Source organism: Pseudomonas sp. A6 (genome assembly GCF_052367875.1).
GTDB classification, from domain to species: domain Bacteria; phylum Pseudomonadota; class Gammaproteobacteria; order Pseudomonadales; family Pseudomonadaceae; genus Pseudomonas; species Pseudomonas citronellolis.
Genome location: NZ_CP198970.1, coordinates 3281574 through 3306350, shown reverse-complemented (window position 1 = coordinate 3306350; position 24777 = coordinate 3281574). Strand labels below are relative to the sequence as shown.

The 24777-nt window shown below is 67.6% G+C and carries 22 protein-coding genes; 3 read left to right on the top strand and 19 right to left on the bottom strand.

Annotated elements, in window-relative coordinates; all coding sequences use genetic code 11:
• Positions 1–169 precede the first annotated feature (169 nt).
• The gene (locus tag ACTWJ5_RS14905; RefSeq protein WP_253412330.1) at positions 170–1204 is read left to right on the top strand and encodes an ABC transporter substrate-binding protein; all 1035 of its coding nucleotides are present in this window, start codon (positions 170–172) and stop codon (positions 1202–1204) included.
• A 767-nt stretch (positions 1205–1971) separates the two neighbouring features.
• Here the strand turns inward: ACTWJ5_RS14905 and ACTWJ5_RS14900 are convergent.
• The 12 genes from ACTWJ5_RS14900 to ACTWJ5_RS14845 all read right to left on the bottom strand — a co-directional run bounded on the left by ACTWJ5_RS14900 (position 1972) and on the right by ACTWJ5_RS14845 (position 13387).
• A complete protein-coding gene (locus ACTWJ5_RS14900; protein ID WP_069865355.1) occupies positions 1972–2913 on the bottom strand; it encodes a choline ABC transporter substrate-binding protein in 942 nt (313 codons plus the stop codon).
• 63 nt (positions 2914–2976) lie between these two features.
• Positions 2977–3438, bottom strand: coding sequence for a thioesterase family protein (locus ACTWJ5_RS14895; RefSeq protein ID WP_043273825.1), 462 nt, complete (start codon positions 3436–3438; stop codon positions 2977–2979).
• A 29-nt stretch (positions 3439–3467) separates the two neighbouring features.
• The gene (locus ACTWJ5_RS14890) at positions 3468–4421 is read right to left on the bottom strand and encodes a PDR/VanB family oxidoreductase (RefSeq protein WP_444439264.1); all 954 of its coding nucleotides are present in this window, start codon (positions 4419–4421) and stop codon (positions 3468–3470) included.
• A gap of 79 nt (positions 4422–4500) precedes the next feature.
• The gene (locus tag ACTWJ5_RS14885; protein ID WP_444439263.1) at positions 4501–5436 is read right to left on the bottom strand and encodes a 3-hydroxyacyl-CoA dehydrogenase NAD-binding domain-containing protein; all 936 of its coding nucleotides are present in this window, start codon (positions 5434–5436) and stop codon (positions 4501–4503) included.
• Positions 5436–6185 (bottom strand): SDR family NAD(P)-dependent oxidoreductase, encoded by a 750-nt coding sequence (locus tag ACTWJ5_RS14880; RefSeq protein ID WP_256515113.1) that lies wholly within the window; start codon positions 6183–6185, stop codon positions 5436–5438. Before ACTWJ5_RS14880 ends, ACTWJ5_RS14885 begins: the two co-directional genes overlap by 1 nt.
• A 5-nt stretch (positions 6186–6190) precedes the next feature.
• Positions 6191–7612, bottom strand: coding sequence for an aminobutyraldehyde dehydrogenase (locus ACTWJ5_RS14875; RefSeq protein WP_444439261.1), 1422 nt, complete (start codon positions 7610–7612; stop codon positions 6191–6193).
• 14 nt (positions 7613–7626) lie between these two features.
• Positions 7627–8556, bottom strand: coding sequence for a 3-keto-5-aminohexanoate cleavage protein (locus ACTWJ5_RS14870; protein WP_444439259.1), 930 nt, complete (start codon positions 8554–8556; stop codon positions 7627–7629).
• 8 nt (positions 8557–8564) lie between these two features.
• The gene (locus ACTWJ5_RS14865; RefSeq protein ID WP_444439257.1) at positions 8565–9320 is read right to left on the bottom strand and encodes an SDR family NAD(P)-dependent oxidoreductase; all 756 of its coding nucleotides are present in this window, start codon (positions 9318–9320) and stop codon (positions 8565–8567) included.
• The gene (locus tag ACTWJ5_RS14860; protein ID WP_444439255.1) at positions 9317–10459 is read right to left on the bottom strand and encodes an aromatic ring-hydroxylating oxygenase subunit alpha; all 1143 of its coding nucleotides are present in this window, start codon (positions 10457–10459) and stop codon (positions 9317–9319) included. The genes ACTWJ5_RS14865 and ACTWJ5_RS14860 overlap by 4 nt, the downstream gene beginning before the upstream one ends.
• Positions 10460–10696: 237 nt before the next feature.
• A complete protein-coding gene (locus tag ACTWJ5_RS14855; protein WP_444439253.1) occupies positions 10697–11707 on the bottom strand; it encodes a GlxA family transcriptional regulator in 1011 nt (336 codons plus the stop codon).
• A gap of 143 nt (positions 11708–11850) precedes the next feature.
• Positions 11851–12609, bottom strand: a complete 759-nt coding sequence (locus tag ACTWJ5_RS14850) for an SDR family NAD(P)-dependent oxidoreductase (RefSeq protein WP_444439251.1) — start codon at positions 12607–12609, stop codon at positions 11851–11853.
• A gap of 10 nt (positions 12610–12619) precedes the next feature.
• Positions 12620–13387, bottom strand: coding sequence for an SDR family NAD(P)-dependent oxidoreductase (locus ACTWJ5_RS14845; protein WP_444439249.1), 768 nt, complete (start codon positions 13385–13387; stop codon positions 12620–12622).
• A gap of 198 nt (positions 13388–13585) precedes the next feature.
• Between ACTWJ5_RS14845 and ACTWJ5_RS14840 the strand changes: the two genes are divergently transcribed.
• Positions 13586–14524, top strand: coding sequence for a LysR substrate-binding domain-containing protein (locus ACTWJ5_RS14840; protein ID WP_444439247.1), 939 nt, complete (start codon positions 13586–13588; stop codon positions 14522–14524).
• Between the two features lie 83 nt (positions 14525–14607).
• Here ACTWJ5_RS14840 and ACTWJ5_RS14835 read toward each other — a convergent pair whose 3' ends face one another.
• From ACTWJ5_RS14835 to ACTWJ5_RS14810, 6 genes are all read right to left on the bottom strand, one after another.
• Positions 14608–15957, bottom strand: coding sequence for an MmgE/PrpD family protein (locus ACTWJ5_RS14835; RefSeq protein ID WP_444439245.1), 1350 nt, complete (start codon positions 15955–15957; stop codon positions 14608–14610).
• Between the two features lie 68 nt (positions 15958–16025).
• Positions 16026–16997, bottom strand: a complete 972-nt coding sequence (proX, locus tag ACTWJ5_RS14830) for a glycine betaine/L-proline ABC transporter substrate-binding protein ProX (RefSeq protein WP_444439593.1) — start codon at positions 16995–16997, stop codon at positions 16026–16028.
• A 124-nt stretch (positions 16998–17121) separates the two neighbouring features.
• Entirely contained in the window at positions 17122–18069 is a 948-nt protein-coding gene (proW, locus tag ACTWJ5_RS14825; protein ID WP_069865375.1) for a glycine betaine/L-proline ABC transporter permease ProW, read from the bottom strand.
• A gap of 53 nt (positions 18070–18122) precedes the next feature.
• Positions 18123–19289 (bottom strand): quaternary amine ABC transporter ATP-binding protein, encoded by a 1167-nt coding sequence (locus ACTWJ5_RS14820; protein ID WP_444439242.1) that lies wholly within the window; start codon positions 19287–19289, stop codon positions 18123–18125.
• A 1022-nt stretch (positions 19290–20311) separates the two neighbouring features.
• Entirely contained in the window at positions 20312–21193 is an 882-nt protein-coding gene (locus tag ACTWJ5_RS14815; protein ID WP_245323034.1) for a DMT family transporter, read from the bottom strand.
• Between the two features lie 124 nt (positions 21194–21317).
• The gene (locus tag ACTWJ5_RS14810) at positions 21318–22529 is read right to left on the bottom strand and encodes an aromatic ring-hydroxylating oxygenase subunit alpha (RefSeq protein WP_074984469.1); all 1212 of its coding nucleotides are present in this window, start codon (positions 22527–22529) and stop codon (positions 21318–21320) included.
• A gap of 242 nt (positions 22530–22771) precedes the next feature.
• Here ACTWJ5_RS14810 and ACTWJ5_RS14805 point away from each other — a divergent pair, with 242 nt between their 5' ends.
• Entirely contained in the window at positions 22772–23722 is a 951-nt protein-coding gene (locus ACTWJ5_RS14805) for a LysR substrate-binding domain-containing protein (RefSeq protein ID WP_116425247.1), read from the top strand.
• A gap of 14 nt (positions 23723–23736) precedes the next feature.
• On the opposite strand, the gene ACTWJ5_RS14800 is transcribed toward ACTWJ5_RS14805, so the two are convergent.
• Complete coding sequence (locus ACTWJ5_RS14800) at positions 23737–24765, bottom strand: GlxA family transcriptional regulator (RefSeq protein ID WP_249919894.1); 1029 nt, start codon at positions 24763–24765, stop codon at positions 23737–23739.
• Between the last annotated feature and the right edge of the window lie 12 nt (positions 24766–24777).

The window sequence follows — 24777 nt, the reverse complement described above, 5'->3', positions numbered from 1 at the left end:
GGCCGTTGAATCCATACAAAGGTATGAACCAGGTGCCGGCGAATTGTAAATCTGTCTGATGTCGCCGCGCCCGGGCCCTGGGGAAACTGGAGGTCAGGCCGCGCGCAGTCCAGCGCCCCGGCCCATTGCCCTCACCGGACATTCCCTCGACTCATCGGAGCCCATAACAATGCCAAAGTCTCTGAGCAGCGTCATCGCCGTTTCCATCGCTTGTCTTTCCACCCACGCCCTGGCCGACCTCACCGTGGCCTCCCAGGGCGGGGCGAACAAGAACGCGCAGCAGCAGGCCTACTACCAGCCCTACAGCGCGCAGACCGGCAGCCGGATCATTGCCGACGAATTCAACGGCGAAATGGCCAAGGTCAAGATCCAGGTCGACACCGGCAGCGTCTCCTGGGACGTGGTGGAGCTGGAAACGCCGGAACTGCTGCGCGCCTGCGACGAGGGGCTGCTGGAGGAGATCGGCGACGACCCGGCCATCGCCGCCCTGGCGCCCAAGCTGGTCAAGGGCGCGATCAACACCTGCGGCGCGGGCATCTTCGTCTGGTCCACGGTGCTGGCCTACAACGCCGACAAGCTCAAGACCGCGCCCACCGGCTGGGCCGACTTCTGGGACGTGAAGAAGTACCCGGGCAAGCGCGGGCTGCGCAAGGGCCCGATGTACACCCTGGAGTACGCGCTGATGGCCGACGGCGTGCCGTACAAGGACATCTACGCCGTGCTCGCCACCAAGGAAGGCCAGGACCGCGCCTTCCGCAAGCTCGACGAGATCAAGCCGTACATCCAGTGGTGGGAAGCCGGCGCGCAGCCGCCGCAGTACCTGGTCTCCGGCGACGTGGTGATGAGCGCCGCGTACAACGGGCGCATCTCCGCCGTGCAGAACGAAAGCAACCTGAAGGTGGTGTGGAACGGCGGCATCTACGACATCGAGTCCTACGCCATTCCCAAGGGCGCCAAGCACGCCGAGGAAGGGCGCAAGTTCATCCGGTTCGCGCTGCAGGAGCCGCAGCAGAAGGCCTATTCCGACCACATCGCCTATGGGCCGGTGAACCTCGAGGCTGCGGCGCAGATAGCGCCTGCGCAGAGCCGGGACCTTCCCAGCGCGCCGGATAACCTGGGCAAGCAGTTGGCGATGGATGCGGCGTTCTGGGCGGATCATGGGGAGCAGCTGCAGCAGCGGTTCAATGCCTGGGCGGCGCGCTGATCGTTTGGTGTGTTGGTTTGGCGGGGGTGTTTACATCCTGGCCTTGGCTCCCTCTCCCCAGCCCTCTCCCTGAAGGGAGAGGGGGCCGTCCTGAGCGACGTGTCGGTCAGGCGTTATCCTCCCACCCCTAACCTCACCCCGTCATTCCCGCGAACGCGGGAACCCAGAGACGTCTTGTTTGGCTGTACCGCGCCGCTCCGAGTCTGCGGAGATTTCTTGTTTCGCCTCCTCGGGCGAGTCCCTTTTGTCAAACGGTGGAAGGCCACCCCCGCAAAAAGGAACCAAAAAGGCTTGCCCCAACATACGGGCCCGACAGAGTCGGGCTACCCTCACGAATTCCCCCGCCACGGAGGCCCGAACTAGGCGTCCCCCCCCGAGCGTACGTCCCTGTAGCCCGCGGGGCTCTCGCGACATCCATGTCGCATGACCTCCTGAGCGCCGGTTTCGCTCGGCCTTCTGAAGGGGCGTTCCGGTGCGCTCGGAGGCTTCTCTGGAAGTCCCAAGAGCCAAAGCCAGAGCTGAGCCGCTTTTGCTCTTCGTAGGAGCGAGCTTGCTCGCGAACCCCGCAGCCACTGGGTTTATTCCCCTTCGGGCCAGCGCAAGCGCTGTTCGCGATGGAGCCGCGTCCCGCGTTCGCGGGAATGACGGGGTGAGGTTAGGCGCTTCAGGATGACTCCAGATTCGCCGTCCACTCCGAACAGCCCCCTCTCCCGCTTGCGGGAGAGGGTTGGGGAGAGGGCGCTCTTCAGGCACAACACCACTTCCCCCTACAAACTCCCCCTGACCGCCTCCAACCCCGGCCTCCCATCGACGGTCGCCACATCCTTCAACCACGGCTCCAGCACCTGCGGGTTCTTCTTCAGCCAGGCTTTCGCCGCATCCTCGGGTTCCATCTTGTCGTCCAGGATGGAGCCCATGATGGTGTTCTCCATGTCCAGGGTGAAGCTGAGGTTCTTCAGCAGCTGCCCCACGTTCGGGCACTCGTCCACGTAGCCCTTGCGGGTGCTGGTGTAGACGGTGGCGTCGCCGAAGTCCGGGCCGAAGAAGGCGTCGCCGCCGGTGAGGAAGCGGATCCTGAAGCGGGTGTTCATCGGGTGCGGTTCCCAGCCCAGGAAGAGGATCGCGTTCTTCCTGCGGATGGCCCGGTCGACCTGGGACAGCATGCCCGACTCGCTGGACGCCACCACGTTGAAGCCGGCGTCCTTGAGGCCGAAGGCGTTCTGCTCGATGGCCTTGAGCACGGCGTTGTTGCCGCCGTCGCCCGGCTCCAGGCCGTAGATCTTGCCATTGAGTTCGTCCTTGAATTTCGGGATGTCCGCGAAGTCCTTCAGCCCGCGGTTCCAGAGCTCCTCCGGCACCGCCAGGGTGTACTTGGCGTGCTTGAGGTTGACGCGGACGATGTCGATCCTGCCGGCGTCGCGGTAGGGCTTGAGGTCCGGCTCCATGGTCGGGATCCAGGTGCCGAGGAACACGTCCATGTTCTTGCCTTCGGCCAGCGCCTTGTAGGTCAGCGGTACCCCCAGCAGGGTCACCTTGGTCTTGTAGCCCAGGCCCTTGAGCAGGGTGTTGGCGATGGCGGTGGTGGACTGGATGTCGGTCCAGCCGGGGTCGGACATCCTGACCAGTTGGCACTGCGCGGGCTCGGCGGCCTGCGCCGCGACGGGGAGAACGGCCAGGGCGCCCAGGAACAGCAGGGATGCAGCTTTCATCGGGAGAATCCTCAAGGCAAGGTTTTGTTTTTGTGGGTTGCGCCTGCGCAGGGCAGGCCCGCCTCAGCGGCGTATGCCGATGGTCTTCCCGCAATAGCCGGGGTGCCGGGCCCCCTGGAACTGCCGGAAAAGCTCGGAAATCCGCGAATCCACCGCCCCGGCGAAGGCACTGGACCTGCCGGTTCGGCTGTCGATGTTCATCAGCATCTGCTCGCTGACGGCCAGGGGCTCGGCCGCGCCCTCGCGGTAGAGGTTGTGCACGATGTGCAGGCGCTTGAGGTCGCGGTCGATGAACGACGTGCGCACTTCCAGCGCCTCGTGCAGCTTCGCCTGGGCCAGGTAGTTGATGTGCGCTTCGAGGGTGAACAGGGTGTGCCCGGTGTCGGCCCGGCCCGCCGCGTCCAGGCCGATGCGCGCCATCAGCGCATCGGTGGCGTAGCTGAAGATGAGGAAGTAGAAAGCGTCGCGCAGGTGCTCGTTGTAGTCGATCCATTCGCGCAGCACGGGCGTTCGATAGGTCAGCATGGCGTGTCCTGCTCTTGGGGGGAGTTGGCTTACAGGTCCAGTTCCAGGGTCGCGGAAAGCGCCCGGGACACGCAGACCATCAGGGTGCGGTTGGCCTTGCGCTCCGCCTCGCTCAGCACGCTGTCGCGGTGGTCGGGGATGCCGGCCAGCACCCGGGTCTCGCAGGAGCCGCAGGTGCCCTCGCGGCAGGAGTTCTCGACGCAGACGCCGTTGGCCTCCAGCACCTGCAGGATGCTCTGCCCGGCCGGCACCTCCAGGCACTTGCCGCTGCGCGCGAGCTCGAGGGTGAAGGGCGCGTCGGCCCCGGCCTTCTCCACCTGCCGCGGCGAGAACCATTCGAAGTGCACCTGCTCGGCGGGGAAGGCCCTGGCCGCCGCCTCCACCGCCAGCATCAGGGGCGTGGGGCCGCAGGTGTAGAGGTGCGCCTGCGCCGGCAGGCGGGCCAGATTGCCGGCGATGTCGAACAGCCCGCCGGCTTCTTCGTCGGCATGCAGGGTCACGCGGCTGCCGTAGGCCGCGAGCTGGTCGAGGAAGGCCGCGCGTTCACGGCTGCGAACCAGGTAGAACAGCCGCCAGGGGCGCCGGTTCGCCTCGCACCAGTGGATCATCGAGAGGATCGGCGTAATGCCGATGCCGCCGGCGAAGAAGACGAACTCGGCGGCGTCCTCGAACAGCGGGAAGTGGTTGCGCGGCGGCGTGACGCTGAGCAGGTCGCCGACGCGCAACTGCTGGTGGATGTAGCGCGAACCGCCGCGGCTGGCCGGCGCCAGGCCGACGCCGACGCGGTAGGCGTCGCGCTGCCGGGCGTCGCCGCATAGCGAATACTGGCGCACCAGGCCGCCGGGCAGGTGCAGTTCGATGTGCGCGCCGGGGGTGAAGGCCGGCAGCTCGCCGCCGGCGGGATCGCGCAGCTCGATGACCAGCGCGTCCCGGGCGGCGCTGGCGATCTCCGCCACCCGCAGTGTCAGACATTGGACCGACATGATGACCTCTGCTCCTGGATCGGGGACTACGGCCGGCGGAACGCTTATGCCCCGCCAGCCTGCGAACGACCTCGACGGCTTATTTGCGCCGCAGGTTCGCGGTGGTCTTGAGCATCGCGGTGATCAGCTCGTCGCGGGCCTGGGAAAGCTCCGCCTGGGTGCCGTCGGCGGACTCGGCGGCCACGCCCTGGACCAGCAGCGCCGCGGTTTCGGCATCCAGCCGCGGGTCGCCCAGGTCGTCCCACCAGCGGTGGAAGCTCTCGGCGTACTTCTGGCAGAAGGACTCCAGGCCGCCGGGCCCGCCGCCCAGGTGGAACAGCAGCGTCGGCCCCATGGCCGCCCAGCGCAGGCCGGGCCCAGCCCACACGGCGGTGTCGACGTCCTCGACGCTGGCCGCGCCGATCTTCACCAGGTGGATGGCCTCGCGCCAGAGCGCGGCCTGCAGGCGGTTGGCGACGTGGCCGGGGACTTCGCGGTGCACGCGGATGGTCACCTTGCCGACCTGCTGGTAGAAGCGTTCCGCGCCCTCGACCGCATCCTGCGCGGTGCGCTGGTTGCCCATGACCTCCACCAGCGGGATCAGGTGCGGCGGGTTGAACGGGTGGCCGAGGACGAAGCGCGACGGGTCCCGCCAGCCGGCCTGCATCTCGCTCAGCGGCAGGCCCGAGGCGGACGACGCGACTATGGCGCCGGCCTTCAGCAGCGGTTCGATTTCGGCATAGAGCGCATGCTTGATCCGGATGCGCTCGGGCACGCTCTCCTGGATGAAGTCGGCGTGCTTCACCGCGTCGGCGGCGTTGCGGTGGAAGCTCAGCTCGCCCGGCGCGCCCTCCTTCACCAGGCCCAGTTCCACCAGGGTGGGCCAGGCGTTCTTCACGTACTCGCGCACGTCGTCCTCCATCCCCTCGGCGGGGTCGAAGACCGCCACGTCACGGCCGGAGGCCAGGAACAACGCCGCCCAGCTGGCACCGATGACACCGGCGCCCAATACCGCCACATTCTGGAATTCACGCATCAGAAGAACCTCGGTTGGAGTGGAGAGGCGGCGGTCAGGCCGCCGTCGATGACATAGCACTGGCCGGTGACGAAGCCGGCCTGTTCACTGGCGAGCCAGGCCACCAGCCCGGCGACGTCCTGGGGCCGGCCGAAGCGCCCGGCGGCGTGCCGGGCCAGGGCATCGGCCTTGGCTTTCCCGGGGTCGCGGGCCTGGGCGAAACCGTCCTCGGCCATGGCCGTCATGATCCAGCCCGGGCACACCGCGTTGCAGCGCACGCGCGGGCCGTGGTCGATGGCGATGGAACGCGTCAGGCCATGCACGAAGGCCTTGGAGGCGTTGTACAGGGCCATGGACGGATCGGCGTTCAGCCCGGAAATCGAACCAAGGTTGACGATGCTGCCGCCCCGCTCCGCCATGACCGGCAGCACGGCGCGGCAGAGGTTGAAGGTGCCCTTGGCGTTGATGCCCATGACCTGCTCCCAGTCCTCGTCGGTGGTCGCGTCGAGGGTCTTCTCCACCTGCACGCCGGCGTTGTTGACCAGCACGGTGGGTACGCCGAAGTGTTCGAGGGTGAGCGCCACCACACGCCCGGCATCGGCGCTGCACGAGACGTCGGCCTGCACCCAGAGCACGGCCTCATCCAGGTCGGCCGGGCGCTCTCCCCGGCCGCAGGTCGCGACCTGCGCGCCCTGCGCGCGGAACCGGTCAACGATGGCCCGGCCGATGCCGCGTCCGCCGCCCGTCACTATCACGATGTCCTTGTCCATGGCCTTCACCCGTGCGCGAACATGACGTGGCGGACGGCGGTGTAGGCTTCGAGGGCGAACACCGACATGTCGCAGCCGTGCCCCGAGCCCTTCATCGCCGCCCAGGGCATTTCCGGCGTGGCCACGCCGTGGGTGTTCACCCAGGTGAAGCCGTAGCGCAGGCGGCTGGTGGCGGCCATGGCCCGCGCGCTGTCCCGCGTCCACACCGAGGAAGCCAGGCCGTAGCGGCCGGCGTTGGCGATGGCTATGGGGTCGTCGCCGGCGCCGAAGCGCGACACCGTGACCACCGGCCCGAAGATTTCACAGGTGGCGATCTCCGCATCGTTGTCGACGTTGGCCACCACCGTGGGGCGGTAGAAGAAACCGGGACGCTCCTCGGCGAAGCCGCCGGCCACCACTTCGGCGCGCCCGCGGGCGCGCTCGACGAAGCCGGCCACGCGCTGGCGATGCGCCTGGCTGATCAGCGGGCCCATCTCGGTGCCCGCCTCGCGCGGGGCGCCGGTGCGTATCGAACCCACCGCGTCGGCCAGTGCGGCGACGACCCGCTCGTAGACCGCGTCGGCCACCAGCAGGCGGCAGGGTTGCGCGCAATCCTGGCCGGCATTGAAGAACGCGGTGCCGCGCAGGGTGGCGACCAGCTTGTCGACGTCGGCATCGGCGTAGACGATCACCGGCGCCTTGCCACCCAGTTCCAGATGCACCTGGCGCAGTTGCTGCGCCGCCGCGCGCATGGCCGCGGCGCCGGTGGCGGGCGATCCGGTGATGCTGACGCCTTCCATCCCAGCAGCATTGATAAGACGATCACCGATGCTCGCTCCTCTTCCGTTGATCACGTTGACCACGCCCTTGGGCACCACGTCCTGTAACAGCTCGGCCAGGCGCAGGGTCGACAGCGGCGTCAGCTCCGAGGGCTTGAGCACCACCGTGCAGCCGGCCGCCAGCGGCGCGGCCAGCTTCCAGGCGGCCATCATCAGCGGGTAGTTCCAGGGCGCGATGGCCGCCACCGGGCCCAGCGGGTCGCGGCGGATCAGGCTGGTGTGCTCCGCCACGTATTCGCCGGCGGCGACGCCCGCCAGGGTGCGCGCCGCACCGGCGAAGAAGCGGAAGCTGTCGAGGGTCAACGGCATCTCGTCGTCCAGCGCCGACGGCCAGGGCTTGCCGACGTTGGCGCTTTCCAGCGCGGCCAGCTCCGGCGCGTGGGCCTCGATGACGTCGGCGATGTCCAGCAACAGGGCGGAGCGTTCGGCGGGCGTGCTGCGGCCGTAACGATGGAAGGCTTCCTCGGCCGCGCGGGCGGCGGCGTCCACCTGTTGCGGACTGGCCTCGTGGACCTGGGCGATGCGCTCGCCGCTGGCGGGGTCGATCACCGCCAGGGCCTCGCCCTCGCCCGCCACCAGCTCGCCGTCGATCAGCATTCGGGTCTGCATGAGCTTCTCCCCTCTCAGAACTCGACCTTGTCGCCACCCTTGAGCCCCAGGCGCGCGCGGGCTTCGGCCGGCGTGGCGACCTTGAGGCCGAGGCTTTCGACGATCGAACGGATCTTGCGCACCTGCTCGGCGTTGCTTTTGGCCTTCTCGCCCGGCGCTATGTACAGGCTGTCTTCCAGGCCGACGCGCAGGTTGCCGCCCAGCAGCGCGGCCTGGGTGGCGAAGTGCATCTGGTTCTTGCCGGCGGCCAGCACCGACCACTCGTAGTCCTTGCCGAACAGCTTCTGGGCGATGCTGTGCATGTGCATCAGGTTGTCCAGGTCGGCGCCGACGCCGCCCAGCACGCCGAACACCATCTGCACGAAGAACGGCGGCTTGATCCAGCCCTGGTCGATGACCCAGGCCAGGTTGTAGAGATGGCCCAGGTCGTAGCACTCGAACTCGAAGCGCGTGCCGTGGCCCTCGTCCAGCTCCTTCACGATGTACTCGATGTCGGTGAAGGTGTTGCGGAAGATGAAGTCGCGGGTGCTGTCGAGGAAGGCCGGCTCCCAGTCGTGTTTCCAGCTCGGGTATCTGGCCTTCATCGGGAAGATGCCGAAGTTCATTGAGCCGACGTTCAGCGAGGCCATTTCCGGGCTCAGGCTCACCGCGGCGCGCAGGCGCTCCTCGCGGCTCATGCCCAGGCCGCCGCCGGTGGAGACGTTGAGCACCGCGTCGCTGGCGCCCTTGATCTGCCCCATGAAGTCGCGGAACAGCTCGGGGCGCGGGTCGGGCTTGCCGGTCTCGGGGTGGCGGGCATGCAGGTGGATGATCGAGGCGCCCGCCTCGGCCGCCTCGATGGACGAGCGGGCGATCTCGTCCGGGGTGATCGGCAGGTATTCGGACATGGTCGGCGTGTGCACGCCGCCGGTGGTGGCGCAGGTGATGATGACGGACTTGGGCATGGTCGCTCTCACAGTTTCATTTGTTGGACTTGTGCGGTCAGCCCGCCATCGAGCACCCACAACTGCCCGGAGGCGTAGCGGGCTTCGTCGCCGGCGAGCCAGTTCACCAGGTTGGCGACGTCCTCCGGGGTGCCGTAGCGGCGCAGCGGGTGCACGTCGCGCACGGCCGCTTCCAGGCTCTGGATGTCGCCGTGGTCGCGGAAGAAGCTGCGCAGCATCGGGGTGTCCACGTAGCCGGGGCAGACGGCGTTGACGCGGATGCCCTCGGGGCCGTGGTCGCAGGCCATGGCGCGGGTCAGCGCGTGCACCGCGCCCTTGGTGGCGCAGTAGGCGGCCAGGCCCGGGTCGGCGATGAAACCGTCGTAGGAGCCGAAGTTGACGATGCTCGCCGCGCCGCTGTCGCGCAGCAGCGGCAGGGCGAATTTCGAGACCAGGAAGGTGCCGGTGACGTTCACCGCGAAGATGCGGTTCCAGTCCTCCAGGCTGGTCTGCTCGATGGTCTTCTCGATCTCGATGCCGGCGGCGTTGACCAGGACGTCGAGCTTGCCGGCCCGCGCCTGCACCGTCGCCATGGCCTGGCGCACGCTCTCCTCGGAGCTGACGTCGAGCGGGACGAAGGTCGTGCCCGGCACGGTTGCGGACTCCTTCAGGTCGGCGGCGAACACCGTGGCGCCTTCCCTGACGAAGCGCGCGCAGATGGCGCGGCCGATCCCGCCCAGGCCGCCGGTGACGAAGGCGACCTTCCCTTGCAGCGCGCCGCTCATGCCTCGACTCCCTGCTCATACGCGCCCAGCACCAGGCCATGGAAGTGGTGCAGCGCGTGCTCGGACTTGCCCGAGCCGTTGGGGTCGGTGACGATGCGCCCCTGCTCGAAGGCCGGCGTGCGCATGCCGCGCTGGACGTTCTCCACCAGGGCGATGTCCTCCACCTGCAGCACTTCGTCGAGGTAGCGGATGGCTTCCTTCTCCATCTCGTTCGCCTCGGGCGTTTCGAGGAAGAAGTCGTAGGTCTCGTAGGTCAGGTCGGGGCCGGCCGGGATGATGTGCAGCACGATCATCGAGCTGCGCCCCGGGTAGCGCATCAGGCAGGTGTTGGGCCACAGCCACCACACCGCGTGGGTGCGCACCTTGGCCTGGGAGGTGTCGTAGGCGCTGTTCCGGCCCTGGCCGGCCTCGGCCATGTGGCTGGAATAGATGCCGTGGGTGCGCACCTTGTAGGTGCTCATGTCCACCAGGGTGCAGAAGTCCTTGTGCGCCGTCGGGCAGTGGTAGCACTCCAGGAAGTTGTCGACGACGTTCTTCCAGTTGGACTTGATGGCGTAGGTCAGGCGGTGGCCGAAGGTCAGGTTGGCGACGTCCGGCGCCCAGTGCAGGATTTCCTCCTGCAACTCGCCGGACTGCTCGCGCAGCGGCCGCGCGGCGGGGTCGAGGTTGACGAAGATGAAGCCGCAGAATTCCTCGACCTGCACGGGGCTGAGGTGGATCTCGCCCTTGTCGAACGCCTTCAGGCCGCCGACGTGGGGCGCGCCGCTGAGCTGGCCGTCCAGGCCGTAGCACCAGGAGTGGTAGGGGCAGATGATGCGGTTGACCTTGCCCTCGCCGCTGAGCACCGGGTGCGCGCGGTGCTTGCAGACGTTGTAGAAGGCGCGCAGCTTGCCGTCGTGGTCGCGCACCACGGCGATGGGGTTGCCGGCGATTTCCGAGGTGGTGTAGGTGCCCGGCTCGCGGACCTTTTCCACGTGGCAGACCCATTGCCAGGACTTGGCGATGATCTGCTGCTGGTCCAGGCGGAACCATTGCGGGTCGACGTAGGCGTCCGCGCGCAGCGACTGGGAGATCAGCGGGTCCGGGTGGTAGCCCCGGGCGATGTTCTGGAGTTGTACTTTGGAGATGACTTCAGACATATCAGCGGCCTTCCGGTACAGGAAATTCCTGGGTTTGTGTTCTTGTCTCGGGGCCGATAGTGGTCGTCGCGGGGCGGGGGAAATGTGCAGGATTCGCCGCGTTTTTTTCGTTTTTGGCCATGGTCGCTTTTGGACATGAACGTCCCGTTTGCGACCGCCCTGGGCCGGGCGCGCAGGCTCCCGCCGCCCGCGCGGGGCGGGCTGCAGGGCGTCAGCAGCGGCTTTGGGGGAAAGGCGTCAGGGCGTGACCTGGTGCATCGGCCAGGCCCGGAACTCGAAGGGAATGCGGCCGTCGAGGCGGTCGCGGCGCGGCGTCAGGCCGAAGCGCTCGCGGTAGATGCGGCTGAAGTGCGACTGGTTGGCGAAGCCCGAGGCCACGGCGATCTCCATCAGCGACATGTCGGTCTGGGTCACCAGGCAGCGCGCGCGGTCCAGGCGGATGTCGCGGTAGTACAGCGCCGGGCTCTTCTGCACGATCTGGTTGAACAGGCGGTCGAGCTGGCGCTGGGAGATGCCGATGCGCCCGCAGATGTCCGGGATCGGCACGGCCTCCTCCAGGTTCTGCTCCATGATGCGGATGGCCTGCTTGACCAGGTCCGGCACGGTGTTGCCCAGCGGCTGCGGCGTCTCCGGGTTCTGCTGCGTGCCCAGCGGGCGCAGGCGCTCGTGGAACAGGTAGCGCGCGGTTTCGTTGGCCAGGGTATCGCCGTGCAGCGAGCGGATGACGTGCAGCGCGCAGTCGGTGGACGCGGCGCCGCCGCAGCAGGTGATGCGCTTGCCGTCCATCACCAGCATGTCTTCGCAGATATCCACCTCCGGGTACAGCTCCTTCAGCGAATCGATGTGCTCGTAGTGCCCGGTGGCGCGCTTGCCGTTGAGCAGCCCGGCCTCGGCCAGCAGGTAGACGCCGGTATCCAGCGCGCCGAGCACCACCCCTTCCCTCGCCCACAGCCGCAGCGCCGCGCTCAGCGCCGGGCTGTGCAGCGTCTCCGGGTTCCAGCTGGAAGACAGCATCACCAGGTCGGGCACGCCCTGCACCTCGGCCAGCGCCATGGTGTCGGTGCTCATGGCGTTGCTCGCCACCACCGGCCCGCCGTTCATCGACACCACTTCCCAGTGGAAATGGGTGTGGCCGCTCAGGTAGTTGGCGGCGCGAAACGGGTCGATGAAGGCCGTGGTGGCTGCCAGGTTGTAGTGCGGGAACACCAGGACGAGGATCGAGAACGGCGCGGCGGCTTCGGCGGGCATGGGGGTCTCCGTGGCGGCCCGGAGGGCGGGACCGCCGGGGAGAAATAGCACAGATCGCCGGGGCCCGCGCGCTCGAAACGCCCTCGCACGACGCAATGAAAAAAGCCCACCGCCAAGGTGGGCTTCCCGGCGCCGCTCGCGCCTCAGAAAGGCAGCGGCAACTTGGCCGTGCGGCCGCCGTCCACGACTAGCACCTGGCCGGTGATGAAGGCCGCCGCGTCGCTGGCCAGGAACACGGCGACGCCGCCGATGTCCCCGGGCTCGCCGGTGCGGCCCACCGGGTGCAGCTTCAGCAGGCCGGCGCGGGCCAGCTCGGGTTGCGGCTGGGCGTCGATGTAGGCGTCGCTCAGTTCCGAGTTGATCCACCCCGGGGCGATGGCGTTGCAACGGATGCCGTCGCGCCCCAGGTCGACGGCCATGGCCCGGGTGAAGCCATGCACGCCGGCCTTGGAGCCGCAGTAGGCGGTGTGCCAGGGGTTGGCGCCGATGCCTTCGATGGAGCCGATATTGACGATGCTGCCGCCGCCGCGCCGGCGCATCTGCGGCAGCAGCGCCTTGGCCAGGAACACCGGGGCGCGCAGGTTGACGGCCATCATGCGGTCCCAATCGTCCTCGTGCATGTCGTCGAGGGATTTCTCGAACATGAAGCCGGCATTGTTGACCAGGATGTCGGCGCCGCCGAAATGCGCCTCGACGGCGCGGGCGATGGCATAGGGCGCCTCGCGCTCGCCCAGGTCGGCCTCGCACCATGCCACCCGGGGGTTCGCGCCCAGGTCTTCATCCAGCGGCTGGCGCTGGGCGACCAGCACGCGGGCGCCGGCCTCCAGCAGTTTCTCGCTGATCCCGCGGCCGATGCCGCGTCCGCCGCCGGTCACGACGGCTACCTTGTCATTGAGCAGCATGCTGGCCTCCTCAGCCCGAAACCGGTTTGGCGCCGGTGACTTCGAGCGTTTCCGCGGCGATGTAGCGCGCCTGGTCCGAGGCCAGGAAGGCGATCACGTCGGCGATGTCCTCCGGCTCGGCGATGCGGCCCAGCGGCACGGTCCTGTTCAGTTCCTCGATGGCCTTTTGCGGGTCCAGCCCACGGCGTTCGAAGCCGCTGCGGATCATCGGCGTGTTGATCTCGTGCGGGCACACGGCATTGACGCGGATGCCGAAGGGCGCGGCGTCCCGGCCCAGGTTCTTGGTCAGCGCGGCCACCGCGCCCTTGCTGGTGCAGTAGGCGACGTGCCCGGGGCCGGGGTAGACGCCCCAGACCGACGAGGTGTTGACGATGGCCCCGCCGCCGCGGCGCTTCATGTGCGGTATCGCCGCGCGGCAGAGGAAGAACACGGCGTTCAGGTTGACGTCCAGCGCCGTGAACCACATGTCGTCGGTGGTTTCCTCGACCGTGCCGCGGGGAATGATGCCGGCATTGTTGAGCAGGATGTCGACGCCGCCGAAGCGCTCGACCGCGCGGGCGATGATCGCCTCGCAGTACGCCTTCTCGCGCAGGTTGCCGACCAGGCACTCGGCCTCGGCGCCCAGGGCGCGCGCCTCGTCGACCATGGCCTGGCAGCCCTCGGCGTTGATGTCCGAGATCATCAGCCGGGCCCCTTCGGCGGCGAACAGCCGTACCAGCGCCTGGCCCACGCCGCCGGCGCCACCGGTAATCACGACAATCCTGTTTTCGAATCGCATGGCCTTGCACCTCAGTGGGATGTGTGAGGCCGATGATCGACAGACCGGGGGCCGGCGACAAACGACTTCTTCGCTGCATTCGATTGACTTTTGGTTAATCGAAACGCTTGGGCATTGAAGAAAATCGAGAAAGTACTGCCCTGCACACTTGAGTTTTGCTTAACTGCTCAGGCGTCCTTCCATAGCGGGTGAGCCCCCATGAGCAACCTCCGGCATTCGCTGCCGCCACTGAATGCGCTGCGGACTTTCGAGGCCGCCGCCCGCCACGGCAGTTTCAAGATGGCGGCGGAGGAGCTCTACGTGACCCAGGCGGCGGTCAGCCGCCAGATCCAGGTGCTGGAGGACTTCTACGGGCTCAAGCTGTTCCTGCGCGGCAACCGCAAGGTCGAGCTGACCGACGACGGGCATGCGTTGTACCTGGCCGCGTCGTCGGCCCTGCACCACATCGCCAACGCCTCCAGCGACCTGCTGCGGCGCAACGGCCAGGATCATCTCGCCCTGATCACCACCACGGCCTTCGCCCAGCTGTGGCTGATGCCGCGGCTGAAGCAGCTGCGCGCGCAATATCCCGAACTGCAGCTGCACCTGATCAGCACCGAAGGCAACCCCGACTACCAGGAGAACTTCACCGCGGCGGTGACCCTGGGGCTGGAGGAGCATCCGCGCTACGTGGCCGAGTACCTGTTTTCCGAGGAGGTGTTCCCGGTGTGCGCCCCGGGCTTTCTCGAACAGCATCCCCAGGTCGCGACATTGCCCGGGCTGCTGGACGCCACCCTGCTCAACCTCAGCGCGAGCCACTGGAAGGCCAGGCTGTGGGCGCCCATCGACTGGGCGTTCTGGTTGCGGCAGTTCGGCCTGGACGTTTCCGGAAGCCGGGAGGCCATGAACTTCAGCCACTTCTCCATGCTCATGGACGCGGTGCACCAGGAGGTCGGCGTCGGCCTGGCCTGGCGCCACCTGGTCCAGCCGCAGCTGGACAGCGGCAGCCTGGTGCGCCCCCTGCAGGAAACCTACTTCGCCGACGACAGGAAGCATTACTTCGTCTGCCGCCGCGACCTGGCCGGCTCGACGGGCATCCGCATGCTCCGCGAGTGGCTGCTGGCGCAGACCCAGGCGCTGAGAAACCCGGCCCCATAGCAGGGCGCCGCCTGGCGCTGGGCAAGGCGGCGAGCGCCGCGGCAAAGGCCATCGCTACAGACGATGGCCGCCCGCCGCGGTACTCAGGCGCCCTGCCCGGCCGCCTCGAACAGCAGCCCGAACAAGCCTTCGCAATCGGCGCTGGTGGGCAGCGCCGCTATCGCCCCGGCGATCTCCTGCCGGAGGGCCTCGTCCAGGGTGATGCCGGCCAGCAGGTCGAACTTGGCGCGGAACTCTTCGCGGCTCATGGCGGTTGCGGGGTCGCCCTTGGCCGCGGTCACCGGACTGGTGAACACCTGGCCATCCTTGAGCGACACCGAGACCCGCGAAAGGATCTCGTTGGGGAAGCGCGCGGAAAGCTCGTCGCTTTCGACGATGTCGACGCGCTGGCTGACGGCCAGGATGTCCGAGGCGTGCACCGCATCCCCGGTCACCTCCAGCGGCCCCACCTGGCCACGCACGGCCAGGGCCGCCAGCGGGAAGGCCAGGGCGTACTGCGCCTCGTCGGCGTTGGCCGGCGTGTGCCCCTGCAAACGCATGGATTCGTGGAAGGTCTGCACCTTGATGCGCTCGATGTTCTCGCCGCGGATCTGCGGGTGCTCGGCCATCAGTGCGGTCAGCGCGGTCAGCGCCGGCTGGGCCCAGCGGCACACCGGCCAGGGCTTGAAGTACTGGGCGTCGATCTCCCAGCGCTGGCCCAGGTCGCGCCAGTGGCCGGCGACCTCGTCGAACTCGACCGTCTCGGCCGGCGCCCCGGTGACGCCGGCCTCGGCCAGCAGCAGCGCGTTGAGGCCGGCGAAAGCGCCGGCGCCATGGGCGTCCCGCAGCATGGAGGGGTGGTCCACCAGGCGCATCATCGGGCAGCGCGGGCCGAAGTATTCGGCAATGCCCAGGGCGTGGCGGAACTGCTGTTCGTCGAAGCCCAGCAGGCGCGCGCCGCCACACACCACGCCGATGCAGGAGAACGCGCCGGAGGCGTGGTATTGCGGCGCCGTGGCCATGAGCGCGGCGCCGGCGCGCAGGGCGGTTTCGTAGCCGATGGTCAGGGCGCTGAGCAGTTCCGCGCCGCTGATGCTCCGGCCCTGCTGGCGGCAGGCGTCCACCAGCGCCAGCAGCGCCGGCACCACGGTGGCGCCGGCGTGGCCCTTGGAGGTGAAGTGGCCTTCGTGGGCATCCAGGCTGTCGACGCAGAAGCCGCCGGCCCAGGCCGCGCCCAGCGGGTGCACCGCGCGGCCGTCGAACAGCAGGCGGCTGGAAAGCACGCCCGCCGGGTAGTGGTTCAAGGCATACCGGCGCAGCGCCTGGCTGGTGGCATTGTCGCGAGCGCCGGCGGCGACGCCGAGGATGTCCAGCAGGCAGGTCTGCATGAGTTCGCGGGTGTGCGCGGGCGCCTGCTCGAAGCGGAATTCACGGACGAACGAATAAAGCGACATGTGGAGGCTCCACAGACGGGGATCGGGAATCGGAGGAACGGGTGCCCGGCGGCGGGCACCCGCTGGCGTCACTGCTTGGCCTGGCTGGCGACCGCGCGCGAGGCCTGCAGCCAGCCGTCCCACTGCTGGCGGTGGGCGGCGATCCATTCCTGGGCGTGGCGGCGGACGTCGGCCGGCTTGTTCTCGCCCTTCTGCATGCGCAGGTTCTGCTGGCTTTCGTCGTCGGCGCTGATCTGCAGCTGCGAAAGGAACTTGAGCGCGACCGGGTTCTTGTCGGCGAAGTCCTTGTTCAGCAACGCCTCCACCTTGTCGATGGCGAAGCCCAGGTTCTTGCCCTGGTAGGTGGTGTTCACGTCGTTGTTGCCGTCGGGCAGGTCGGTCTTGGGCACCTCCAGCCAGACCACGTCGCGGCCTTCCACCAGCACGCCGGCGATCCACTGCGGCACCCAGGTGAAGTAGAGGATCGGCTGGCCCTGCTTATAGCGGGCGATGGTGTCGGCCATCAGGGCGAAGTAGGAGCCCTGGTTGACGTTGACGCTGTTCTCCAGGTCATAGGCCTTCATGTGGTGGGAGATCACCAGTTCGCAGCCCCAGCCCGGGTTGCAGCCGGTCAGGTTGGCCTTGCCGTCGCCATCGGTGTCGAACAGCTTGGCGATCTCCGGTTTCTTCAGGTCGGTGATGTAGCGGATGTGGTACTGCTCGGCGGTCTTCTTGTCGATCAGGTAGCCCTGCAGCACGCCGGGGATCACGTCGCCGGCCTTGACCAGCGTGTGCGGCCCGTCGACCTTCTGGTAGAAGGCGTCGTGCAGCTTGTCCCAGAAGTGCACGGTGAAGTCCGCATCGCCATAGGACAGCGCCACCATCATCGCCGCGTATTCGGTTTCCTTCGGCTCCTGCACGTCGTAGCCCAGCTCGCGCAGGCCGGCCATGGCCAGCTCGCCGCGGAAGCGCTCCTCGGCGATCGGCGGGAAGATCGGCGTGACCTTCACCCCCTCCCCCGGCTTGTCCGCCGAGGCGGCCATCCCGTACAGCGACACCATGCTCAGGGTGATGGCCGCGGCACAGTGCACAAGCTTGTTCTTGAACGTCTCGAAATGCATCGCTGTATACCTCTTGTTCTTTTCGTTGGGTCGGCAGAATGAATGCAAAGCAGTGGCGGCTCGTTCAGGCCGCCTTGTGCGGCGCCGGCTGGCTGCCGAACAGGCGCAGCAGCAGGCCCACCGGGCCGCTGTGGTACCAGCGGCGGCTCGGGTCGGAGCGGGTGCGCTCGCCCATGGCCTGGGTCAGGCGGTCGAGGAAGATCGCCAGCAGCACCAGGCCGACGCCGCCGACCGTGGCCAGGCCCATGTCCAGGCGGCCGATGCCGCGCAGGACCATCTGGCCGAGCCCGCCGACGGAGATCATCGAGGCGATCACCACCATCGACAGCGACAGCATCAGCGTCTGGTTCACCCCGGCCATGATGGTCGGCGTGGCCAGCGGCAGCTGGACGCGCATCAGCATCTGCCGCGGCGTGCAGCCGAAGGCGCGGGCCGCCTCGATCTTGTCCTCGGGCACCTGGCGGATGCCCAGGTTGGTCAGGCGCACCAGCGGCGGCACGGCGAACACGATGGTGACCAGCACGCCCGGCACGTTGCCGATGCCGAACAGCATCACCACCGGCACCAGGTAGACGAACGCCGGCAGCGTCTGCATGGCGTCGAGCAGCGGGCGCACGATGCGCTCGATGCGGTCGCTGCGGGCGGAGAGGATGCCCAGCGGGATGCCGATCACGGCGCAGAAGAGCACGGAGGTCAGCACCAGCGAAAGCGTGGTCATCGACTCGGACCACACGCCGATCAGCCCCAGCAAGGTCAGGGTGACGGCGCACAGCGCGCCCATGCGCGGCCCAGCGAGCTGCCAGCCGAACAGCGCCGCCAGCACGATGGCGATCGTCGGCGGGACGCTCTGCAGCACGTACTCGAAACCGTTGAGCACGTGGTCGATGGGCCAGCGAATGGCGTGGAAGACATCGCGGAAATTGCGCACCAGGAAATTCAGGCTGGTTTCGACCCAATCGCCCAGCGGAATGACCGCGTTCTGGAAGGGATCGAGGAAACTGGACTCGGACATGCTCGCTACCTGCTTCTAGGAATGACGAGGACGGCTGTTGCGCAAGGCTGCGCTCAGTGCCGGCTGAGGGTCTGCAACAGCTGGTTCTTGGAAATGGTGCCGTGCAGCGCGCCGCTGCGATCCAGAACCGGCACCGGGTAGGGCAGCTCGGCGACGATGTCGAGCACGTCGTGCAGCGGCGTGTCGATGTAGACCGGGTGCTGCTCGTGCAGGGTGTAGTGCCCCGCGCCCGCCTCGCCGGCGGCGCCGGCTTCGGCGCCCATGACGCCCATCAGCTGGTTGCGCTCGTTGACCAGGTAGCTGTACGGCACGCCGGCGTTGGGTTGCGGCCCCTTGCCGTTGAGGCGGCAGAGCACCGCCTGGTCGAGTTCGGCGACGTCGCCGGCCTTGAGCACCCGCGAGCTGTCGAAGCCCTTGAAGAAGGTCCGCACGTAGTCGTTGGCGGGCTGGTTCAGCAGCTCCTGGGGGGTGCCGATCTGCACCACCCGGCCGCCTTCCATGATCGCGATGCGATGGCCGATGCGGATGGCTTCCTCGATGTCGTGGGAGATGAAGATGATGGTGCGTTGCTGTTCGGCCTGCAGGCGCATCAGCTCGCCCTGCATCTCGTTGCGGATCAGCGGGTCGAGCGCCGAGAAGGCTTCGTCCATGAGCAGGATGGTGGGGTCGTTGGCCAGCGCCCGGGCCAGGCCGACGCGCTGCTGCATGCCACCGGAGAGCTGGTGCGGGTAGCTGTGCTCGTGCCCTTCCAGGCCCACCTGGCGCAGCGCCTCGCGGGCCCGGCTGTGGCGTTCCTGCTCCCCTACCCCGGCGATCTCCAGGCCGAAGGCGGTGTTCTCCAGCACGCTCATGTGCGGCATCAGGGCGAAGGACTGGAACACCATGCCCATTTCCTTGCGCCGCACGTCGAGCAGGGCCTTGTCCGACAGCCCGGTGATCTCGCGGCCGTTGAGGTGGATGCTGCCGGAGGTGGGTTCGATCAGCCGGTTGAACAGGCGAACCATGGTGGACTTGCCGGAACCGGACAGGCCCATGATGACGAAGATTTCGCCACGCTTGACCGAGAAGCTGGCATCGAACACCCCGACGACATGCCCGGACTTGCGGAATATCTCGTTCTTGTCAGCGCCCTTGCGCAGCATCTCCATCGCTTCGTTCGGGCGCGGCCCGAAGACCTTGAAGATGTTGCGTACCGAAAGGATATCGTCGGTCTGACTCATACGTTCCTCACCTTATGCTTATTCTTGTGGCCAAGGTCTTGCTGCCGGGGACCTTGCGGCCTCGTAGCACCGGTACCGCCGGAAGAATCACGGCCGCCACTGGCGAGGCGGCCCTTCCGTTCTGCAGAAGCTCCTGCAAGGCTTTACAGCGGCCGTCGAAGGCGACGGCGGCGTGTCTTCAAATTAGGGTTCCGCCTGTCGAGCGTCCAACGACATTTGTTCGCTCAAAACCATAACTTGATGTTATTGATCCGCGTCCGTGCCCTGTGCCACGGGGGCCTGGGGCGTTATGAGTCCTACATGGTTGAGCGGCTTGGTGGTTAGGCAGCATCCTGCAACCCCGTCATTCCTGCGAATGCGGGAACCCAGTGGCTTCTTGTTTGGGCGTGTTTGCGCCGCTTCGGCGTGTTCGGATGTTTTTTGTTTCGCCCCCTCGGGCGAGTCCCTTTTGTCAAACGGTGGAAGGCCACCCCCGCAAAAAGGAACCAAAAAGGCTTGCCCCGCATACGGGCCCGACAGAGTCGGGCTACCCTCGCGAATTCCCCCGCCACGGAGGCCCGCCCCGAGGGTACGTCCCTGTAGCCCGCGGGGCTCTCGCGACATCCATGTCGCATGACCTCCTGAGCGCCGGTTTCGCTCGGCCTTCTGAAGGGGCGTTCCGGAGTGCGCGGATGTTTCTCTGGAAGTCCAAACGCCAGAGCAAGAGCGGGCGTGCTTTTGCTTTTCGTAGGAGCGAGCTTGCTCGCGAACCCCGCAGCCACTGGGTTCCCGCGTCCGCGGGAATGACGAGGGGGGTAAGGAGTATCAGGATGACTCTGGACTTCCCGGCCACTCCGAACGGCCCCCTCTCCCTCCGGGAGAGGGCTGGGGTGAGGGCGCTCTCAAGCCCTGGTGCATGGCCCCCAGGCAAGCTCGGTCGTAGGAGCGGACTCCGTCCGCGATCGGATTCACCGGCCACGCCGGACACCCCCGGCGGCACGGCCAACGGCGTATGACCGCGAACGGTTATACGCCCTACGTTCCTAAGTCACGGGCGCCAGCGGCGTTTCCGCGGGGTCCGGGCGGGCCAGGGCGACGGCGGCCAGCAGCACCATGCAGCCGCCGACGAGCATCGACAGGGTCAGCCGCTCGCCCATCAGCAGTACGGCGATCGCCACCGCCACCAGGGGCTCGACGGTGGACAGCGTGGCCGCCGCCGAAGGACCGATCGCCGGCGCCCCGGCAAGGAACGCGGCGACAGGTATCAGCGTGGCGAAGACCGCCAGCCCCAGGGTTGCCAGCCACGCCTGGCCACCCACCGGGAAGGCGGCGTGCTGGAACAGCGCGGCGACGGCGAAGGTGGCGGCGCAGCCCAGCAGGACGATGGCCGCCGAGGCCAGCGGGTGCTCATGGCGAACGCGGTGTGTGCCGTAGATGACCGCCGCTCCGTAGGCCATCGCCGCGAACAGTGCCCACAGCGCGCCGATGGAAGCGCCGGCCAGGCTCAGCCCCGTAGCCAGCGCCACCCCGCCCAGCGCCAGCAACAGGCTGAACAGCTTCGGCAGGCTGGTGCGTTCCCCCAGCCAGACGATGGAAACCAGGGTGACGAAGGCCGGAAAGCTGTAGACGAGGATGATTGCCAGGCTCACCGAGCTGGCCCGGCTGGCGCTGTAGTAGCCCAGCGCCGCCAGGCCGTAGCCCACGCCCAGCAACAGGTTCTGCCGGACCAGGCGCAGGCTCGGCAAGCCGATGCGCTGCCGGTACAGCAGCGCCAGCAGCACCGCGGCGGCGATGGAGAAGCGCGCCAGCAGCAGGCCGATCGGGTTGGCGCCGCCGGCATAGGCGAAGCTGGCGAACAACGGCTGCAGGCCATAGCAGAACGCGGCCAGCAGAACGAGAAGAAAGCCTCGGGAATGAGCGCTCATTCCGGGAAGAAAACGCGGGGTCCGCATGACCTGCTCCCTGGGTATCAGATCGACCGGGCATTCGAAAAAGCCCCGCTTCACCAGAAGGTGAAGCGGGGCCTGTCCGCAGCGAACGGGAAAGGAATCAGTCGGCCAAACGACTGGTCATCTCGGTGCAGTACCAGTCCACGAACTGGCAGACGCCGTTCTCGGCGATCGAGGAGTACGGGCCGGGCTCGTAGGCCGGCGAGTTCACCCCCGCCTGCGCACCCTCGACCAGGCGCCGGTCCTGGTCGTTGGTGGCGATCCACACGCGGGTCAGGCGTTCCATGTCGTAGTCGATGCCTTCCTGGGCATCCTTGGGCACCAGCCACTTGGTAGTCACCAGGGTCTCGTTGGGGCCCTGGGGCAGCACACGGAAGCTCAGGGCGTGGTCGCCGAGGAAATGGTTCCAGGTGGAGGGGTAGTTGAAGTACAGCAGCGCGCCGATGTTCGGCTCGCCGCTCTTGTCCAGGCGCCGCGCCACCGCCGGCTTGCCGTCCATGGTGTAGCTCACGGCGCCGGCCGAGAGCGGGATGCGCGTCATGCGGAACTGCCCCGCCTCATCCATCACCAGGCGGCTGGGCAGGCCGGCGGCCTCGCAGCGGTCCCAGTGGGCGCTCAGCTCGGGGTCTTCCTCACCGCCCACGCCGGCCACGGAAAGGTTCTCGACGAAGGAATTGAGCAGCTCCGGGTGGGTGCCGTCGCAGTGGTAGCACTCGCGATTGTTCTCGAACACCAGCTTCCAGTTGCCGCGCTCGACCAGGTTGGATTCGAAGGCGACCTTGCAGTCTTCCAGGTTGTGCGGCCCGATGAAGGGCGAGACCGCGTCGCGGAAGCGCGAGAAGTCCGGCGCGGTCTCGGCGACGCACACGTAGATGTAGGTGTTCACCACCTCGCAGTGCGCCAGCTTCAGGCCGTAGTCGGCCGGGTTGAATTCCGGGCCCATGTTGCCGGCGAACAGCAGCTTGCCGTCCAGGTCGAACACCCATTTGTGGTAGGGACAGACCAGCTTGGCCACCTTGCCGCTGTTTTCCGTGCACACCTTGGAGCCGCGGTGCCGGCAGGCGTTGTGGAACGCCCGGACCTGGCCGTCGCCGCCGCGCACCACGGCGATGGGATAGTCGCCGATCTGCAGCGTCAGGTACTGGCCCGGCTTCTCCAGCTCGAAGGTGTGGCCGGCGAAGATCCACTCCTTGTGCCAGAGCTGCTCCAGGTCCTGGCGGTACACCCCGGGGTCGCTATAGACGGCGCGGGGCAGCGCGTGGCGGGCCTTGCGTTGGCGAATCAGGTCGAGCACAGCGGCTTTCTTATCCATTGTTGTATGCACTCCAGAGCAGGCGCGGTTTGGATCGGTGCATGCGTGGATCGGCTGGCGACGGCGTCCGGCGCTGGCGCAGGGGCCCTGCGGCGCGGAGGCTTTCTGTCGTCGGGCGCTTCGGCTAACCTCCATCCACGGAGCCTGCCAGCCCGCCGCGATCACAGCATTTGCGGCAGTCTAGGACCGGGGCCGACGCGAAAGAACCGACATTTTCTCCAAGGTCTTGATTACCTGAAGTTATGGTCAAACACACCGAACCCGATCAGACGCTGATCAAGATGCCGTCGCTGCGCGCGGTGAAGTCCTTCGTGGCCGCGGCCAAGTACCAGAACTTCACGCGGGCGGCCGAGGCGCTGTGCGTCACCCAGGCGGCGATCAGCCGGCAGATCCGCGAGCTGGAAACCTACCTGGGCGCCGACCTGTTCAAGCGCGTGGGCCGCGCGGTGGAGCTGACCCCGGCCGGCTCGATCTTCTTCGACGCCGTGCAGCTGTCCTTCGTCAACATCTCCCAGGCGGCCGAACGCATCCGCCACAACAGCACGTCCAAGTCGATCGTCACCCTCTGCTGCTCGCCGGCCTTCTCGGCGCTCTGGCTCGCCCATCGCCTGCCGGGCTTCTTCGAGGCCAACCCGGACGTGGAGCTGAACCTGATCACCACGCAGAACTTCCTCTCCATGGAGCCGGGGACGCGGCCCGACATCTTCGTCACCAAGATGGCGAAGATCCGCGAGGGCTACCGCAGCTACCCGCTGGTCCACGACGTCATCTACCCGGTGTGCAGCCCGGCCTACCTCGCCCAGCACCCGGAGATCGCCAGCCTGGAAGGCCTGTGCCAAGGCGTGCTGCTCAACCTCAGCCCCTACGGCCGCTCGCAGGTGGCCGAGCACGTCGACTGGAGCGTATGGATGGCCTTCCAGAACATCGACCTGGACAACGGCCCAGGCAAGCGCCCGCACTTCTTCAACGCCAACGACTACAACCTGCTGGTGCAGATGGTCTTGAGCCACCAGGGCGTGGCGCTGGGCTGGAACCACCTGGTGGGGCACCTGGTGGCCAACGGCTCACTGGTGCGCCCCGTGGAGCAGGAAGTGGTGCTGCACGACAGCCAGCACTACCTGACCTTCAACGAGGACAAGGAAGACGACGACGCCTGCCGCCGCCTGCGCGACTGGCTCATGGCGCAGTTCTGAGCGGCGCCGCCCAGCTACTTCGCCCTGGCGGAACGCACGCAGCCGTGGCGGATTTCCTTCGACGGCGGGTAGCCGAAGAACGAGGTGTAGCACTTGCTGAAGTGGCTCGGCGAAACGAAGCCGCAAGCCAGCGCCGCCTCCACCAGGGACAGGTCCGAGTGCTGCAGCAGGCGGCGGCTCTCGGTGATGCGCAGCTCCAGGTAGTAGCGCACCGGCGAGGTGCCCAGCTGTTCCTGGAACAGGCGTTCGAGCTGGCGCTTGGAGCGGCCCACGCACTGTGACAGCTGGTCGGTGCTCAGCGGCTCCTCGATGTTCGCGCTCATCAGGTTGAGCACGTCGCGCAGCGGTTGCGACATCTTCTCGTGCAACGCCGGGCGGGTCCGCCGGTAGCGGGATTCCTCGAAGGCCAGGATGTCCACCACGCCGTCGACCAGCTCGCGGCCATACAGGCGGTTGATCCATTCCAGCACCATGTTGAAGGCGCCGGCGGGGCTCCCCGCGGTCAGGCGGTTGCCGTCGACGATGTAGCTCTCGGCGGTCACCACGCTGTTCCTCGCCACCTCGGCGAGGGCGGCGCGGTTTTCCGGGTGCACCGCGCATTTGTGGCAGTCCAGCAGCCCCGCCTTGCCGAGGAACCAGGCGCCGTTCCACAGGCCGGCCAGGTCCACGCCCCGGTCGTCGGCGAGCTGCAGCAGGCGGTTGAGCGAGGGCAGCTCGCGCAGCGGCGTGCGCAGGCCGCCACAGACCACCAGCAGGTCCAGGTCCAGGTGGCGGCTCTCCAGGGCGGCGGAGGGGCAGATGACCAGGCCCAGGTCGCTGGTCACCGGCTCGCCGTCCAGGCTGAAGGTGTGCGTCGAGAAGGCGCCCTCGCGGATCAGGTTGGCGGTGACCAGCGTGTCCAGCGCCTGGGTGAAGGCCGGCAGTGAAAAGTGCTCCAGCAGGACGAAGCCCACGCGTCGCTGACGCTGCGGGTCGGCCTTCTTCTCGGCCATGAAGCGGAGATTCTTGCCTTGCATGGCTTCGCTGAATTGTCGTCTTTCCACCGATGGCAGCCT